Genomic DNA, 16,328 nt, shown 5'->3' with positions numbered 1-16,328 from the left:
ATATTACGAAAAAAAACGCAATAAAGCTAATGAAAAAGGAAGCTGTTGGGGTTAAAACCCTTCAAAAACGCCCAATCCAAATAAAGCAAAATCATACTTTACAGGATCCTGAGCATCCATTTTTCTAAGTTTAAGATCTAATTCGTTCAGGGCTTTTGCGTCGTTTTGTTTTCGGGTCAGAATGCCTAATTTTCGGGCAACATTTCCCGAATGAACGTCAAGCGGACAAGATAATAAAGAAGGTGAAATGGTTTTCCAAATACCTAAATCGACGCCTTTTGTGTCCTGGCGAACCATCCAGCGCAGGTACATGTTGATTCTTTTTGCTGCCGAATTATTCAGCGGATCCGAAATGTGTTTTTGAGTTCGGGGCAAATGATCGATTTCGAAAAATATTTTTTTGAATTCATGAATACTTTTCTGCAAACTATCTTTTTCCTGATGTTTTGCAAAAACAGCTTCTAAGCCACCATGATTTTTGTAAATATGTTGCAATCCTTTTATAAAACCGCCAAAATCTTTTCCGTTGAAAGTACGGTGAACGAAATCTTCAAGACGGGTTAGATCATCATCAGAATGCGACATGACAAAATCATAAGGTGTATTACCCATTAATTCCATCATTTGATGCGAGTTTTTGATGATCATCTTACGATTTCCCCAAGCAATTGTGGCGCTTAAGAAACCGGCAATTTCGATGTCTTCTTTTTGAGAGAACAAATGGGGAATTTGTACAGGATCGCTATCAATGAAATCCTGATTGTTATATTGAATGACTTTTTGGTCGAGAAATTCTTTGAGTTCTTTTTGGGTCATTTTTTCGAAAGGTCTTTAGCGTAGAAACCATCTTTTAAATCGTTTGTACGCATTTGAGGGATTGTGTTGAAATGTTTTTTAAAGTACTCTATTTGATCTTTATTTACGCAAGGTAAAACACCATCTCCATTTCCCCAAAAGAAATCATTATTTACAGGTGAGTCGTAATTAAGATTTCCAAGCTTAAGAGTAATAAAAGCAGTGTTGCTTTTTGTGTTTTTATACGGGAAGACAATATTGCTAAACGAGAAATTACTAGATTTTCGCATAAAAGGATTATTAGAAAAGCTATTGAAGTTTAAAGGAAAGAATAATACAATAAAAACAGGGATCAATGATAGAGTCAATAATGAGTTGATTGTTTTCTTATTCTGAATCAGGCAAGCGAAACAAAAAAGAGAAAAGAATAGTATAAAATTCATGAAAAAACGATATTGCGGTGATGTCATAAAAAGCAAAACCAATTGTAAAACCATCACAATATAAAGTATCCAGAGACTTTTTTTATTTTGAAATTTATAGATAAAAAATGGAACAAAAACGATCAGAAAAATACTTAACGAATTGAATAGACCATGAAGTTTTGGAAGTGTCAACCATTTTAAAAACAAACTAAAAGGTGACATCGAATTATAATGCTCAGCAGTAACAGAGTAACCAAAATGCTTAATGGAGTCATAATAAAAATTTTCGATAGCATCCGGAATACCATAAGCCGTTGATAAACTATTAAAACCTTTAGACGGGAAAATGGGTGATCCACAAACAATCATATTTTTTATGATAAAAAGCGAGATAATTAAAATTGCCAGTAATATGGGTTTTAATAATTTTTTCGAAAGCAGTTTAAAATGTAAAGTCAATAAAATAAGAGGAATTATCCCAAAAGTTAACATGGTGTTTTTGATGTAAATCAAAAAAAGAACTAAAATTACAATTAGATTAAATACTTCGGGTGTTGGTTTTTTAAAGTTTTCTAAAAAGTAAAAGAAAAGTACTATTGAAAAAACATAAACTGGAACATCTGGAGAAGGAGCGCTTATAAATTGAAATAGAAATATGTTGAATAAAGGAAGCAATCCTGCAACAAGATAATTTCTATTATTGTTGGTGAAGAATTCATTTAATTTTTGAATTGAAAAAAACGTTCCAAGCAAAAGACAGAAACCGCTTAGGTCATTAAAATTTTTGTATAAGAAAGAAAAATTAAAAACACTTTGAGTAACGTGCCAACCACTAGTTTGCCCTAAAAAGAGGTGTAAATTAGCAAGTCCTTTTACAAAACCATATTCATTAATCCATTTTATAGTTTGAATGTAGTACGATTCGTTGTCTATAATAAAAGGAATTGAAGAACATTGTGCAATTATTAACAAACTGGTTATAACAAAAACAATTTTTAGAATGTTTTGCAATTCCTTAAATTCAGATAGAACTAGTTGATAAATTGCTATGATTTTGTTTTTAAATAGAAAAGAAATAAAGATATTTAATAAGAGTAAAAAAACATGAAATTCAATATTTATTCTACCAAAAATGGCCCAAATACTTGCAATTATAGTTGTCCCAAATAGACCGAGAATCGATGTGATTGCAAAATTTTGATTTTTTAGCTGTAATATTCTATCTGTTAGAAAACCTAAATTAATTGTGGCAAAAAGGATATAAAACCAACTTATTACAATTAAAATCATAATTAAGAAATAATTTGTCCATCAGACATTACCAATTTTCTATCGGCCATATTTGCCAATTCCTCATTATGTGTTACAATTACAAAAGTCTGCCCAAATTCATCACGAAGCTGGAAGAATAACTGATGCAGGTTTTCCGCAGAATGTGTGTCAAGGTTTCCCGAAGGTTCATCGGCAAAAATAACATCGGGTTTGTTGATTAAAGCTCTCGCTACGGCAACCCTTTGTTGTTCTCCGCCCGAAAGTTCGTTGGGTTTATGATGTATTCTGTGCGATAGACCTAAATATTCTAAGATTCTTTTGGCTTCTTTTTCAGTTTCGGCTTTTGGTTTGTTAGCCATAAATGCAGGGATACAAACATTTTCTAAAGCGGTAAATTCAGGTAATAATTGATGAAATTGAAAAATGAAACCAAGATTTAAATTTCTGAAATTAGATAATATTTTGTCTTGCTTGCTTTTCTTTTTAAAATAGCGATTCATATAAATAGCTAACACCAAAAGAGGCAGTAATAAAGCAGCAATGGTAATGTATCTAAAAATATCGTCAAATATGGTAAGCTTAAAGAATAATAAAAAGGCAACTAAGCATACAGTATAAATGCCGCCTATCCAGGAAATTAATCTGAATATTTTTTCTTGCTTAGAATTGTCAGTTTCTACATCCTGTAATTTCAATACATTTTCTCCGTTTATAGTCAGAGACGATTCGGTGTTTATTTCTGGTTTGTCCAGTGTTCCTAAAATTTGTAAAAGGGTTGTTTTTCCGGCACCTGAAGCACCAACAATAGAAACAATTTCTCCTTTTTTGATGTGCAAATCGACTCCTTTTAGAACCTCTAATTTATCGTAGAACTTATGTATATTTTTTGCGTGAATCATTTTGAAACTGTTTTTACAAAGAAACAAAGATTCTGCCGATATAAAAATGGGTTGTAACAGAATTTTAAGAAGAAAGCTATTTAAATAGGTATTGAAATTTTATGCTACATTTATTAGAAATTATTTAGAGGGATGAAAACAAAAATTGGGTTATTAGTTTTGATAATTGTACTTCTTGGACTGTTTATTGATGCCAAAATATATGCTGATGATTCATTTTTGGTCTATAAAGTCGATCTTAAAAAGGAAGATTTAAAACTATATTGGAAGAATAATAAGGATGAGAATTTTGGAAGTATCCAGAACCTGAAACTTTGGATAGAAAAAAACAAGTTGACGCTGAAATTTGCCATGAATGGCGGAATGTATAAAAAAGATAATTCGCCACAAGGACTTTATATCGAAAAACAAAAGGTTCTGGTTGCTTTGGATACCTTAAAAGCAGCTGGTAATTTCTATCTAAAACCGAATGGTGTTTTTTATCTAACAAGAAAAATTGCAGGAATTTGTAAAACAGAAGATTTTCGTAATGATGGAAAAATTCAATATGCTACACAATCCGGTCCAATGTTAGTTATTGATGGAAAAATTCATCCGGACCTTACAAAGGGATCAAGTAATCTAAACATTCGAAACGGTGTTGGAATTCTGCCTGATGGGAAAGTGATTTTTGTATTGTCGAAAAAAGAGATAAATTTTTATGATTTTGCCCATTATTTTAAAAGTTTAGGCTGTAAAAATGCTTTGTATCTCGACGGATTTGTATCACGTGCTTATGCTCCATCAGAAAATTGGATTCAGACCGATGGAAATTTTGGTGCGTTATTTGCAGTAACAGAAAAAAAGAATAATTAAGGGGTTTATTATATGGGAATTAAGAAATAAAATTGTACTAATAAATAAGTTCAATTGACTCAATTCTTTATAAATTCGAATAATATCTAAATGAAATGAAAATGCAGGAAGTAAAAACAATAAACGAAGGCGACAGAACCAGAAAACTCCTTTTGGGTTTGCTCTTGGACGGCGTTGGAATGATATCCTTTTCGATTCCCTTGATTGGAGAATTCTCAGATGTAATTTGGGCGCCCGTTGCGGCATTTATTATGACCAAGATGTACAAAGGCAGAGTAGGTAGAGTGGCAAGTGTGTTAACATTTATAGAAGAAGCATTGCCGTTTACAGATATAATCCCGTCGTTTACACTAACGTGGATTTATACTTACTATTTTCAAAAAGGAGAAGACTAAAATTCTAACAATTTTATAAATGAAAAATGGCAACCTTAAAAGTTGCCATTTTTTTTTATTTTAATGAGATGGTGAAATTAATCTTTAAATAAAAATCCGAGTCCCATGTTTTTTAGCATTTTCTTTTCGAAGTTCCAGAAAAAACGGAATTGACCAAAAATAGTTCCTATTGCAACGAGTAAAACCTGATAGATAGGGAAAATAATCAATAACCGGATTAAAGTAAACCATCCGCCAAAATCTTCTTTGGTGATGCCCAGTACAACGCAAAAAGGTTTAGACAACCATGCAGATGCCGATCCTGTGATGGCAAAAACAATCAATATAATTATGGCTTGTAGATTTGAGGTAATACCCCAACGTTTCTTTAATCGATTCATTTTTATTTGCAATAATTACAAATATAAGAACATTATCTTATAGGAACATACCCTGAAAGCTTTTGTTTGTATGTATTTTGAAAATAAATCATATAATTATAAATCAGGTAATTTACTTCGTATCCGTAATGAATATTTGGCTGATAATCGATTCTCATTTCGTATAAATTGGGGCTATAACGCTGCGGTTGCAAAACACGATTATTCCATTCATTTACATATAAATTGTTCTTGTTTTCAAGATATGATAAAGAGTAATAATTACGCGGAAGCGCCGTTGCAGCCAGCCAGGTGCTAAAACCATTATCGATAATAATAACTTCATATTCTAGAGAATCATTTGCAATTCTTACGGTATCATTTATAGCAACTTTTGGAGTATGCCCAGGATGAGTAGTATTGGTTACAATATTATTTTTTGAAGTAGTAGAACAAGCAATAATCGTAAATAAAAGGATAAAGATGTAGAGGTAATTTTTCATAACTTTTTAGTTTGAAACTTAAATTTACAAAGATATCAATCAACTATATTGCTATTTAACAACAGTTTATAATTAGTAATTGCAGATTTAAATTTATTTAAAAGTTAGAATATCAAAACCTTTGCCATTCTTACAATGAAAAGAAAAAAAAGCTGCTTACATCAAGTAAACAGCTTTTTTTTATATTTTTAGGCTCAGCAACTTAGTATCTTAGCGACTCAGCAACTTTTATTTACTTCCAAACAATTTACCAATAAATCCTGCAATTCCGCCTTTGCTTTTAGTGACTACAAGAACATCCGTTACATCTACCTTTCCGTCATTGTTTTGATCTAAACCAAACTGCATTCCGTATTTATTAATTGTTTCCATGATCCCGGAAGCCTGACCGCTATTTCCGGTAAGAGAACCAATGATATCAGAAATCTGAAAACTACTGTCATTAGGATCTTTCGCTTTATTAACCAAAGAACTTAGTATTTGCGGAATCATACTTGCTGCAACCCCTGAAGAAGCATCACTGCTCAATCCAAATTTTTGCCCAAGACTTCCTGACAATTGCTGTGTTATTTGCTGTACAACAGGGTTTGAACTGTCTATAGAAGATTTACCGCTAAATAAACCGGCAAGTTGTTCTCCACCACCTTCTGAAGCAATTTTTTTAAGTCCTTCAAAAATCGAAGTGCTTGTTTCGTTTATTACAGCCTCGTTGTGCTCATTAGGAACAGCAGAGTTGTTTACTACGGCATTGCCTCCGTATTGTTGTACTAATTGAGTTAATTGTTCAAACATAATGTTTAGATTTAGATTAGACGACAAATTTAATAAAAAGAAAGGTATTTACTACAAAATAATAATAAATACCTCTAAAGTTAATCTATTTTTTAATTACTTAGTTCAACAAATTTAAGAAATTACTCAAACTCTTATATCGCTTTAACTTAAAGTCAATGTTATGGTTTAGTATTGGGTACTTTCACGTTGCACCAGGTAGTGATATCCTCAGGATTAAATCCGGGACAATTAGCAATGTTCTTTTTAGGAAAAAATAGCACGTCATTATTTAATGTACTTAGATTGAAATAATAATTGCTGTGATCTTCTCCATACCTCCATACGTCACTTGAGCCGTCATTATGTACCGTTTCATTAAAAGTAAAAATAGAAGATTGCTCCGGGATAAAATATTTTTTTTCGATAACAAGCAAAAATATATTTCCAAAGATATAAGTACAGAATAATGCAATTGCAGCTGTAAGTACTATCAAACGAAAGATCCACTTACGTCCGGAGTTATTTTTGGCAGTCTCCATATTATAGTTTAATTAAACGGCAAAATTAGAAAAAAAGAAAAGGGATTTACTACGGTTAAGCAGTAAATCCCTTTAATTAATTTGATCTATTTTATTTAGCTCAACAAGGTAATGATTTGTGAAGCCAATTCTGTACCAATTCTGTCTTGAGCCTCTCCGGTTGCAGCACCAATGTGCGGAGTCAAAGAGATTTTAGTATGCATTAAGATTGCCATTTCTGGTTTTGGTTCGCTTTCAAAAACGTCTAAACCTGCAAAAGCAACTTTTCCAGAATCTAAAGCTTTTACTAAAGCAACTTCATCGATAACACCACCTCGAGCACAGTTTACGATTCCAACACCATCTTTCATGATTGCCAGTTCTTTTTCTCCAATGATGTAACCATCCTGAGCAGGAACGTGTAATGTAATGAAATCAGCTTCTTTAAACAAAGATTCTAATGATTGAGAAACGATAGTTGTAGTGATTGACTGACCATCAAAAAACTCCACTTTTACATCTACAGACGGAATAAAACTATCTGCAGCAATTACTTTCATTCCTAAACCAAGAGCCATCTTTGCTGTAGCTTGTCCGATACGACCAATACCAACAATACCTAGAGTCTTTCCTCTTAATTCAGTTCCATTTGCATATGCTTTTTTCAAACCATCAAAGTTCGAATCCCCTTCAAGAGGCATGTTTCTATTAGAATCATGTAAGAAACGAACACCAGAAAACAAGTGTCCAAATACCAATTCAGCAACAGATTCTGATGATGAAGCCGGTGTATTAATTACGTGAATTCCTTTGCTTTTTGCATAATCAACATCAATATTATCCATACCAACACCACCACGACCAATAATTTTAAGTCCTGGGCAAGCATCGATAATATCTTTACGAACTTTAGTTGCACTACGCACTAAAACTACGTCAACATTATTTTCATTCACAAAATTAGCTACTTGTTCCTGAGCTACTTTTGTAGTTATAACTTCAAATCCACCTTTTTCTAAGGCTAGAATTCCACTTTTAGAAATTCCGTCATTTGCTAATACTTTCATTGTATTTATTGTTTATTTGGCTAATCGTTTAATTGTTTAATCGATAAACCAGCTATTTGATTTTTCTTTTTTGATATTTTAAAGGAAGCATTTTTTGACGATTAAACAGTTAAACAAATTAACGATTAACCGAAAAAAATTAAACTTTAGCTTCCAAAGCTTTCATTACATCTACTAAAACCTGAACACTTTCGATAGGCATAGCGTTGTAAATAGAAGCTCTGTAACCACCTACAGAACGGTGTCCTGGCAATCCTGAAATTCCTGCAGCTTTCCATAAAGCATCAAAAGTTTCTGTATGATCAGCGTTGTTTAATAAGAAAGTAACATTCATTTTAGAACGATCTTCTACCGCTGCAGCACCTTTAAATAATGGGTTTCTGTCTATTTCAGCATAAAGTAAATCAGCTTTTGCGTCGTTTAATTTCTCAACAGCAGCAATTCCTCCTTTTTCTTTAATCCATTGTAAAGTTAGTAATGATACATAAACAGCAAAAACAGGAGGAGTATTGTACATACTTTCTGCTTTAATATGTTTAGCATAATCTAACATACTTGGGATAGTTCTTCCGTTTTTCTCTAAGATATCTTCTTTGATTACTACCAAAGTAGTTCCTGCAGGACCCATATTTTTTTGAGCTCCGGCGTAGATTAAATCAAATTTAGAGAAATCTAAATTGCGTGAAAAAATATCAGAACTCATATCGCAAACAACAGGAATGTTAGTTGCTGGGAATTCTTTCATTTGAGTTCCAAAAATAGTATTGTTACTAGTACAGTGAAAATAATCAGCATCACTTGGTATTTCGTATCCTTTTGGAATATGGTTATAATTTTGTTCTTTCGAAGAAGCTACAACAATAGTTTCTCCAAAATATTTTGCTTCTTTTATTGCAGCAGTTGCCCAGGTTCCGGAATCTAAATAAGCGGCTTTTCCACCTTCTTTCAATAAATTATACGGAGCCATCAAGAAAGCGGTACTTGCACCACCTTGTAAAAATAATGCCTGATATCCTTTTCCTGTAAGTCCTAATAACTCTAAAGCAAGGGAACGAGCTTCATCCATAACGGCAACGAAATCTTTACTTCGGTGCGAAATTTCAAGAATAGAAAGTCCTGAATCATTAAAATTTAATATAGCTTTTGATGCTTTTTCAAAAACCTCTTGAGGTAAAATACTTGGTCCTGCGCTGTAGTTGTGTTTTTTCATGGTTGTTGTTAAAAGTCGAAAATTTTAAAGAGGCAAATTTCGGCAATAGGAGCTGAAAAAGCGATAAATTATTCGAAATAATTAAACATATTTTTACTTTGTTGTTAACAAAAACGTTATAGTATCTACGTTATCTGCATAATCCCACAATTGAGGATTTTGAGTTTGTCCGAATGGGATACTATTTTTGATCAAATTGTTGCTAACAATACACTGAATTTGTTCAGCATCAGCTTCAAGGCGAGTTTGTAATTCGTCTATATTTTCGTAAAATTCATAAAAAACACTCGAAATAGGAGAGGCGTAGCTAGGATCTTCCTTTATTGTTAAAAATCCGTTATCAAGTAATTTAAAATTACTCATTAAAAAAACGGCCTTGTTGTAATCGTAATTGTTGGCGTATTTCTCGTAATGAATCACGTCCTGATATTTAAAAATTGCTTCAAAAAAAGCATCAAATGAATATCCTTTTGGCACAAAAATCTTCGAAACATTGCGGCAACCTAACCCAAAATAACGGAAAATATCTTCGCCTAAATTTTCTAAATCTTCTTTGGTTTCTTTTCCGTTTAAAACTGCAACCGAATTTCTGTTTTTTCGAATGATCGAAGGTTTATCTTTAAAATAATACTCAAAATATCTTGCAGTATTATTGCTTCCGGTAGCAATTACGATATCAAAGTTTTCCAGTTTTCCTTCCACGAAAGTGATCTTATCTTTTAAGCTTTCATCAGCAAAAATCAAATATTTAGCTAAAAAAGGAAGTAAATGCTGATCGTTCGAAGATGTTTTTATTAAAGCTTTATTTCCGGTAACCAGAACCGATAAAAAATCGTGAAAACCTACCAGCGGAATATTTCCCGCCAAAATTAAGGCTACATTTTTTTCAGTTTTGTCATCCTGGGCAAATTCTGTTGCGTATTGAGAAAGCCATTTTGTAATGTTTTCTTCAGTCAGTGCAGCGGCCCATGATTTTATAGCAAAGTATACTTGTTCAGGTGTATACCATCCGTTATGAGATTGAGATAAAAGGATCAGTTTTATAAAATCATCAAAAAACAAGTCATTACCTAAAACCGATTCATTTCGTGTATTTTCTGCTTCGGAAAACTGACTTAAAAATTTTCCTAATTCAACAAAAACACTTTTTTTTGTTTCTAATGTTATAATGTTTGTTTATGAATTGTTTTGATTGTAATTTTGCACAAAAATAAGCTATATTACGTTATAAGGCAAAGCAGAATGAAATCTTTGGTATTTTAAACTCAAAGCCTGTAACTTTTAACATGTAACCAAGAACAAGATGGCAATAATTATAACTGACGAATGCATAAACTGTGGAGCTTGTGAACCAGAGTGCCCAAATACAGCAATTTATGAAGGCGCTGATGATTGGAGATATAAAGACGGAACAAGACTTTCAGGAAAAATAATTTTACCGGACGGAACTGAAGTTGATGCAGATGATGCTCAAACACCAATTTCTGACGAAGTATATTATATTGTTCCTGGAAAATGTACAGAGTGTAAAGGTTTTCATGATGAACCTCAATGCGCTGCTGTGTGTCCTGTTGATTGTTGTGTGCCAGACGATAATCACGTAGAAGATGAAGAAACCTTGTTGAACAGACAAGCGTTTTTACATGGTGATGAATAAACTTTTAGTGTAGAAAATATAAATCCTGAGTAACAACTCAGGATTTTTTTTGCTCATATTTTAAATTTTGACATTTGGTAGTTTGTTGATTTTTAAGGTTTTATTTTTTAAATGTTAATTTATTGATAAAAAATTAATACTTTAGTTGAAAATTTAACAACGCCTATGAAGAGATTGATATTTTTATTTATTGTGTTTTTTAGTGTTAACAGTTTTGCTCAAAATGCAGAATATTCTATCATTGTAAAAGATATAGAAACGCAGTTGCCTATAGAAAACGCAATGGTTGTTATACTTAAAACCAAACAGGTTTTGTTAAGTAATGAAGACGGAAAGGTTACTTTTGTACTCAACGGAGCTTCGAATGTTCAGGTTTCTGAAATGAATTATGAGAATTTAACCCTGCGCTGGGCTACTTTAAAAGAAGATCAATTTGTAGTTTATCTAAAAAATAAGAACAACAAATTAGATGAAATTGTCTTATCTAAAGAAAATCCACAAAAAATACTTCAACGAATTGTTTCTAATTCAATAGAAAAACTAACAACACCTTACCGGCTTAAAGTTTACGTGAGAGAGTTTTTTATGCTCGATAATAAATACTCGTATTATAATGACGGACTGGTAAATTTTCAGTTTTCAGGAAATAAAAAGTCAACCACTACATTATTAGTAGAGCAAAACAGGTCTTATGGTTTGCTGGAAACAGATGTAAGCGCGGATTTAAGAGGCTATAATCTCAATAATATTATGGAGAATTATTCGAACCTAAATTACTTTCATCCCGTTTTAGATTCAAAAGCAAAAAAAGAATATGATTTTATTATAAAAGGTCATCCTAATAATAAAGACTATTATGTCATGAATATTACTGCTCTTGATAAATCTAAAAAAGATGCAGATAGTTTCGAGGTGATTTATGATCCTGTAAAAAAGCTTATTGTAGAATTCTCGTGTGTTTTTACCCCGGGAGATCCTGATAAAATCGAAGAGAAACCGGCTATAGGATCAAAAAAAATCACCAGATCTTTTGTAAAAGTAGATTACAGATTAGATGGTTCAGATTATTACCTGTTAAGTTCGAATGAAGAAATAGCGTATAATCTTACCTTAAAAGATCAGGTTAAGAATATTCAGGTTCGAAATAACTTTATAACCACGAGTTATAACAAACAAAAGTTTACCTATAATGAAAGTGATGTTTTTAAAGAGAAAACACTTTTTAATAAACAAAATAAAATTTTAACCAACTATTGGGATATTTCAGGATTTACAGCAACCGATGAAGAAAAAGCAATCATTGCTTCCTTAGATTTTAAGCTATGATCTTTAATAAATAAAAAAAATCCTGAGTTTAACGCTCAGGATTTTTTGTGATTTATGGTCAGATTATGTCAATGGTTTTTCTTTAAATTAAAAATTAAACCCAAGTCTTGCATAGTAATAAGCTCCGTTGAAACCCATTTGTACAGCATCCCAATATCCTCCGGCTTCAACCCAGTCGTCTTGCTGGTCAGGATAGATATTTAATAAGTTATTGGCTCCAATACTAATTTTGGTAGATTTTGAAACTTTAAATCCTAAAGTTAAGTCGGTTACAATTTTTGCCCCGTACGTATCTGTAGCAGCTTTCTTTTGGTTGGCAAAAACCTGAGCATCAGTTTCGGTTGGAGACGTTCTGTAATCTTCAGGATCTTCATCCATTTGATAATCCAGTAATTTTACTTCACTAAATCTGGTAAAAGCCAAACCTGCATCAAACCATTTTCTTCCGTAATTAAGGTTTAAACCAAATTTATTTGGTGGAGCAGAAGCCAGTAAAAAAGCTTTGTCACGTTCACCAAAGAATGTTTTTTCATCTAAAGTACCATTTTTTACTTTGTCGATTTTCATATCATTGATGTTTCCAACAAGAGTTGCACCAAATCTATTCTCGTTTATTGTTTTTTTCCATGCTAAAACAACATCAAGTCCTGTTGTTTTTGTATCAACGCCATTTACAAAAAACTGCGCTTTATCTACATTGCCAGGCAAAGCCGATGCATCAAAATAACCCGTTAATACAATTCTGTCTTTTACATTAATTAAATAACCATCTACAGTTGCAGTAAAATCGCCAAAGTTAGCTGTAAAACCCAAAGAAGCGTTTAAAGCTTTTTCTTCGTTTAATTTCTGAATCCCAAAAGCTCTGGTAATTTCGCTATCATTTGGAGCCAGCAAAACTTCGGTTGCACCGGCAGAGCTAAAATTGGTAAAGCGTAAATTGTAATAAATCTGAGCTAATGACGGAGCACGAAATCCTGTGCTTACAGAACCTCTTAAGTTAATATGATCTGTAATTTTAAGTCTCGAAGCAAATTTTCCGTTTACCGTACTTCCAAAATCACTATAATTTTCATAACGAACAGCACCGCTCACCATCCACGCCTGGGTAACATCTAGTTCAGCATCTGCGTATAAAGAAAAGTTAGTACGGCTTTTGTTTACTTCGTTTAAGGGGCTATATCCCGGGAAACCCTGAGAACCACCAGGTCTTGGGATCGTTGGTGAGGAAGTAGGATCTGTAGGATCATAATCAGGATTTGGAACCGTAGGAGCACTTTGAGTTGTTGGGTCTGTAATAGGTACTCCATTTGTGTCATAAGTAGCGTATGAACCTTCTTCTCCTGCAAAAATTTCAAATTTTTCTACTCTAAATTCAGTTCCAAAAGCAATATTTAATCCGCCAAGAATATCACCGTAATTTTTTGAAACATCTAAATTAGTAGTGTTTTGAAGTAAGCTGTGTCCGCCGGCATCAAATTCTCTTGGCGATTTATCTTCAAGAGAAGCATTGATGGTTCCTTTTATATCATAGTGGAATTTGTTCTTTCCTAAAGTATTACTAAGATCCCATTTCCAGCCACCTGAAGTTTCTGTTCTAATTCCTGCTGCAATCGAATTGTCATTTATTTTTGAGGTAATTCTAGGTGTATATCCGCCCGGATAAATAGATTCTACGACTCTTTCTCCGTCATTTCTGGTAAAAGCGTAAGCATCTGTATCTCTGAAATTGCTTCCTCCAAATGCATAAAATTGTGTCTTGTCAGAAATAGGAATAGCAAGATTTACAAATAAATTCACACCCTGAATTTCAGCTTCACCAAAACCTTTTCTAAAATCAAAACCAGGGCGTAATGTTTTGTTTTTATTCAAAAATTCTCCGGTAACATTCACATAGCCTCCTTTAGATCCTATTGCAGTACCATAATTGGCAGACACTTTTAGCGATCCTCCGTCAAAATTTTGGTTTTTCCCAAATGAGTTTCCGTTTCCTTTTTTGTCTAATCTAAAATCTTTTGTGTTGGCAGTACCTTCGGGAAAGTCTCCTTTTGCATCTGTATTAAACGCACCGTAAGTAATGGCTCCGGTAAATTCGTTTATATTGTCATTAGTCACAATATTGATAACTCCTGCAATGGCATCAGAACCGTATTGCGCCGCTGCACCATCTCTTAAAATCTCAATTCGCTTAATAGAGGCAGCAGGAATAGCATTCAAATCAGTTCCTGTATTTCCGCGTCCGCGAGTTCCAAATAAATTAATCAATGACGATTGATGTCTTCTTTTTCCGTTAATTAAAACCAGCGTCTGATCAGGTCCCATTCCTCTTAAAGAAGCCGGGTCGACGTGATCTGCTCCGTCAGAACCGGATTGTTTATTGGCATTAAACGAAGGCGCAACATATTGTAATAATTCATTAATTTCCAGTTTTCCGCTTTGCGTCGTAACATCTTTTACATTAATAACATCAATAGGAACAGCCGAATTTACAACCGTTCTTTTCGCGTTTCTCGAACCAACAACTACGACATCGCTCAAGATTTGGCCGCCGCTTTCGTCTAAAATAATCTCTATTTTGTCACCGGTAACTTTTTTTTCGATGGAAGAATAGCCAACATAACTAAAAATTAATGTAGCTCCTTCTTTGACTTTTATACGATAACTTCCTTCAAAATCAGTAGATACGCCGTTTGCAGTTCCTTTTTCAAGAACATTAACACCTGGTAAAGGCGCGCCGGATTTGTCTTTTACAACACCTGAAATTTCTTTTTGTGCAAAAAGAAACATCGTATTTAGTAGGAATAAAAATAATGCAATCTTTTTCATGGTTTTGTGAGTTTGGTTTATTGTTTGATTTTGATCTTTGATAAAATTACTATTTTTTAACAAAATATTAATAAAAAGTTTAATTATTTTAAAGAAGGTGTTTTAAAATACATTAATCGTCATTTTTACTTCACTTACGAGCTATTAAATCTTATATTTGCAAAATTTTAAAGCCAAAAAATATCATTTCGGCAGAAATAAAAAATCAATACATAAATTATACGTCATTAAAGTAACCATCTATATATTAAGGTAGAAGCTAAATGATAAAGACCTGAGAGAATCAGGATCTAATAAAAATAAATAGAAACAACAGATGAAAGCAGGAATTGTAGGATTACCAAATGTTGGAAAATCAACATTATTTAATTGTTTATCTAATGCAAAAGCGCAAAGTGCCAACTTTCCGTTTTGTACAATCGAACCTAATATTGGTGTTGTAAACGTTCCGGATCCAAGAATCAACAAGTTAGAAGAATTGGTAAAACCAGAGCGTGTACAAATGGCAACAGTAGATATTGTTGATATTGCAGGTTTGGTAAAAGGGGCGAGTAAAGGTGAAGGTCTTGGAAACCAATTTTTAGGAAACATTAGAGAGTGTAATGCTATTATTCACGTTTTGCGTTGTTTTGATAATGATAACATCGTACATGTTGACGGAAACGTAAACCCAATTCGTGACAAAGAAACGATTGATATCGAGTTACAGTTAAAAGATTTAGAAACAGTTGAAAAACGTTTAGAAAAAGTAAACCGTGCCGCTAAAACCGGAAACAAAGAAGCGCAAACTGAAAAAGCACTTTTAGACAGAATCAGAGAAGCATTATTACAAGCTAAATCAGCTCGTACTATTACACCTCAAGGTAATGACGAAGAAGTTCTAATGGAATCTTTTCAATTAATTACTGCAAAACCGGTTTTATATGTTTGTAATGTTGACGAAAACTCAGCAGTAAACGGAAACAAATATGTAGATCAGGTTCGTGAATTAGTAAAAGACGAAGATGCTGAAGTAATTATACTTTCAGTAGGAGCAGAGGCTGATATTACAGAACTCGAAAGTTATGAAGAGCGTCAGGTTTTCCTTGAAGACATGGGATTAACAGAGCCGGGAGCATCAGTTTTAATTCGTGCTGCTTACAAATTATTAAAACAACAAACGTATTTTACGGCAGGTGTAAAAGAAGTTCGTGCCTGGACCATCAATATTGGAGCTACAGCGCCACAAGCAGCCGGAGTTATTCATACTGATTTCGAAAAAGGATTCATTCGTGCAGAGGTGATTTCATACGAAGATTACGTTCAGTACGGTTCAGAAGCAAAAGCAAAAGAAGCAGGAAAATTCAAAGTTGAAGGAAAAGAATATGTGGTAAAAGATGGAGATGTAATGCACTTCCGTTTCAACGTGTAATTTCTAGAGAATAAAGAATAGAGAATATAGAGAATAGAC

At 33.0% G+C, this 16,328-nt stretch carries 15 protein-coding genes and 2 pseudogenes; 5 read left to right on the top strand and 12 right to left on the bottom strand.

Annotation, left to right across the window (positions count from 1 at the left end; genetic code table 11):
* Positions 1–51: 51 nt before the first annotated feature.
* The 4 genes and pseudogenes from GIY83_RS12645 to GIY83_RS25115 all read right to left on the bottom strand — a co-directional run.
* Complete coding sequence (locus tag GIY83_RS12645; protein WP_194615436.1) at positions 52–816, bottom strand: TIGR02757 family protein; 765 nt, start codon at positions 814–816, stop codon at positions 52–54.
* Positions 813–2,231, bottom strand: coding sequence for a hypothetical protein (locus GIY83_RS12640; protein WP_208681629.1), 1,419 nt, complete (start codon positions 2,229–2,231; stop codon positions 813–815). Before GIY83_RS12640 ends, GIY83_RS12645 begins: the two co-directional genes overlap by 4 nt.
* A 281-nt stretch (positions 2,232–2,512) precedes the next feature.
* Positions 2,513–2,950 (bottom strand): annotated as a pseudogene (locus GIY83_RS24930) (ABC transporter ATP-binding protein); the annotation flags it as partial.
* A 228-nt stretch (positions 2,951–3,178) separates the two neighbouring features.
* Positions 3,179–3,391 (bottom strand): annotated as a pseudogene (locus tag GIY83_RS25115) (ATP-binding cassette domain-containing protein); the annotation flags it as partial.
* A 132-nt stretch (positions 3,392–3,523) separates the two neighbouring features.
* Here GIY83_RS25115 and GIY83_RS12630 point away from each other — a divergent pair.
* Positions 3,524–4,246 (top strand): phosphodiester glycosidase family protein, encoded by a 723-nt coding sequence (locus tag GIY83_RS12630; RefSeq protein ID WP_208681625.1) that lies wholly within the window; start codon positions 3,524–3,526, stop codon positions 4,244–4,246.
* Positions 4,247–4,347: 101 nt separating this feature from the next.
* Positions 4,348–4,641, top strand: coding sequence for a hypothetical protein (locus GIY83_RS12625; protein WP_370514189.1), 294 nt, complete (start codon positions 4,348–4,350; stop codon positions 4,639–4,641).
* A 77-nt stretch (positions 4,642–4,718) separates the two neighbouring features.
* Here GIY83_RS12625 and GIY83_RS12620 read toward each other — a convergent pair whose 3' ends face one another.
* From GIY83_RS12620 to GIY83_RS12590, 7 genes are all read right to left on the bottom strand, one after another.
* A complete protein-coding gene (locus tag GIY83_RS12620; RefSeq protein ID WP_194615441.1) occupies positions 4,719–5,021 on the bottom strand; it encodes a DUF6787 family protein in 303 nt (100 codons plus the stop codon).
* A gap of 32 nt (positions 5,022–5,053) precedes the next feature.
* Positions 5,054–5,503, bottom strand: coding sequence for a DUF6146 family protein (locus GIY83_RS12615; RefSeq protein ID WP_194615442.1), 450 nt, complete (start codon positions 5,501–5,503; stop codon positions 5,054–5,056).
* 228 nt (positions 5,504–5,731) lie between these two features.
* Positions 5,732–6,295 carry a hypothetical protein gene (locus GIY83_RS12610; protein ID WP_194615443.1) on the bottom strand — a complete coding sequence of 188 codons (564 nt, stop codon included), beginning with the start codon at positions 6,293–6,295 and terminating at the stop codon, positions 5,732–5,734.
* Between the two features lie 161 nt (positions 6,296–6,456).
* The gene (locus GIY83_RS12605) at positions 6,457–6,816 is read right to left on the bottom strand and encodes a hypothetical protein (RefSeq protein ID WP_208681620.1); all 360 of its coding nucleotides are present in this window, start codon (positions 6,814–6,816) and stop codon (positions 6,457–6,459) included.
* A gap of 95 nt (positions 6,817–6,911) precedes the next feature.
* Positions 6,912–7,862 carry a D-2-hydroxyacid dehydrogenase gene (locus GIY83_RS12600; protein WP_194615445.1) on the bottom strand — a complete coding sequence of 317 codons (951 nt, stop codon included), beginning with the start codon at positions 7,860–7,862 and terminating at the stop codon, positions 6,912–6,914.
* Between the two features lie 139 nt (positions 7,863–8,001).
* Positions 8,002–9,072, bottom strand: coding sequence for a 3-phosphoserine/phosphohydroxythreonine transaminase (gene serC, locus GIY83_RS12595; protein ID WP_194615446.1), 1,071 nt, complete (start codon positions 9,070–9,072; stop codon positions 8,002–8,004).
* A 93-nt stretch (positions 9,073–9,165) separates the two neighbouring features.
* Positions 9,166–10,239, bottom strand: coding sequence for an acyl-CoA reductase (locus GIY83_RS12590; protein ID WP_208687186.1), 1,074 nt, complete (start codon positions 10,237–10,239; stop codon positions 9,166–9,168).
* 136 nt (positions 10,240–10,375) lie between these two features.
* Here GIY83_RS12590 and GIY83_RS12585 point away from each other — a divergent pair, with 136 nt between their 5' ends.
* Positions 10,376–10,729 (top strand): 4Fe-4S dicluster domain-containing protein, encoded by a 354-nt coding sequence (locus GIY83_RS12585; RefSeq protein ID WP_065447848.1) that lies wholly within the window; start codon positions 10,376–10,378, stop codon positions 10,727–10,729.
* A gap of 165 nt (positions 10,730–10,894) precedes the next feature.
* Positions 10,895–12,055, top strand: coding sequence for a hypothetical protein (locus tag GIY83_RS12580; protein WP_194615448.1), 1,161 nt, complete (start codon positions 10,895–10,897; stop codon positions 12,053–12,055).
* Positions 12,056–12,142: 87 nt separating this feature from the next.
* Here the strand turns inward: GIY83_RS12580 and GIY83_RS12575 are convergent, their stop codons facing one another.
* Positions 12,143–14,878 carry a TonB-dependent receptor gene (locus GIY83_RS12575; RefSeq protein WP_194615449.1) on the bottom strand — a complete coding sequence of 912 codons (2,736 nt, stop codon included), beginning with the start codon at positions 14,876–14,878 and terminating at the stop codon, positions 12,143–12,145.
* A 316-nt stretch (positions 14,879–15,194) separates the two neighbouring features.
* Between GIY83_RS12575 and ychF the strand changes: the two genes are divergently transcribed.
* On the top strand, positions 15,195–16,289 hold the full coding sequence (ychF, locus tag GIY83_RS12570) for a redox-regulated ATPase YchF (RefSeq protein WP_053473683.1): 1,095 nt from the start codon (positions 15,195–15,197) through the stop codon (positions 16,287–16,289).
* Positions 16,290–16,328: the final 39 nt, after the last annotated feature.

This window comes from Flavobacterium sp. SLB02, from assembly GCF_009664855.1.
Classification (GTDB): domain Bacteria; phylum Bacteroidota; class Bacteroidia; order Flavobacteriales; family Flavobacteriaceae; genus Flavobacterium.
The sequence above is the reverse complement of the archived record's forward strand: the minus strand, read 5'-3'. Positions and strand labels throughout refer to the sequence as shown.

Bases quoted from the DNA above. Each gene is read 5' to 3' on its own strand.
- GIY83_RS12625 (WP_370514189.1), top strand. From the start codon at position 4,348: ATGCAGGAAGTAAAAACAATAAACGAAGGCGACAGAACCAGAAAACTC.
- GIY83_RS12580 (WP_194615448.1), top strand. From the start codon at position 10,895: ATGAAGAGATTGATATTTTTATTTATTGTGTTTTTTAGTGTTAACAGT.
- GIY83_RS12620 (WP_194615441.1), bottom strand. From the start codon at position 5,021: ATGAATCGATTAAAGAAACGTTGGGGTATTACCTCAAATCTACAAGCC.
- GIY83_RS12630 (WP_208681625.1), top strand. From the start codon at position 3,524: ATGAAAACAAAAATTGGGTTATTAGTTTTGATAATTGTACTTCTTGGA.
- GIY83_RS12605 (WP_208681620.1), bottom strand. From the start codon at position 6,816: ATGGAGACTGCCAAAAATAACTCCGGACGTAAGTGGATCTTTCGTTTG.
- GIY83_RS12600 (WP_194615445.1), bottom strand. From the start codon at position 7,862: ATGAAAGTATTAGCAAATGACGGAATTTCTAAAAGTGGAATTCTAGCC.
- GIY83_RS12575 (WP_194615449.1), bottom strand. From the start codon at position 14,878: ATGAAAAAGATTGCATTATTTTTATTCCTACTAAATACGATGTTTCTT.
- serC (WP_194615446.1), bottom strand. From the start codon at position 9,072: ATGAAAAAACACAACTACAGCGCAGGACCAAGTATTTTACCTCAAGAG.
- GIY83_RS12645 (WP_194615436.1), bottom strand. From the start codon at position 816: ATGACCCAAAAAGAACTCAAAGAATTTCTCGACCAAAAAGTCATTCAA.
- GIY83_RS12615 (WP_194615442.1), bottom strand. From the start codon at position 5,503: ATGAAAAATTACCTCTACATCTTTATCCTTTTATTTACGATTATTGCT.
- ychF (WP_053473683.1), top strand. From the start codon at position 15,195: ATGAAAGCAGGAATTGTAGGATTACCAAATGTTGGAAAATCAACATTA.
- GIY83_RS12610 (WP_194615443.1), bottom strand. From the start codon at position 6,295: ATGTTTGAACAATTAACTCAATTAGTACAACAATACGGAGGCAATGCC.
- GIY83_RS12585 (WP_065447848.1), top strand. From the start codon at position 10,376: ATGGCAATAATTATAACTGACGAATGCATAAACTGTGGAGCTTGTGAA.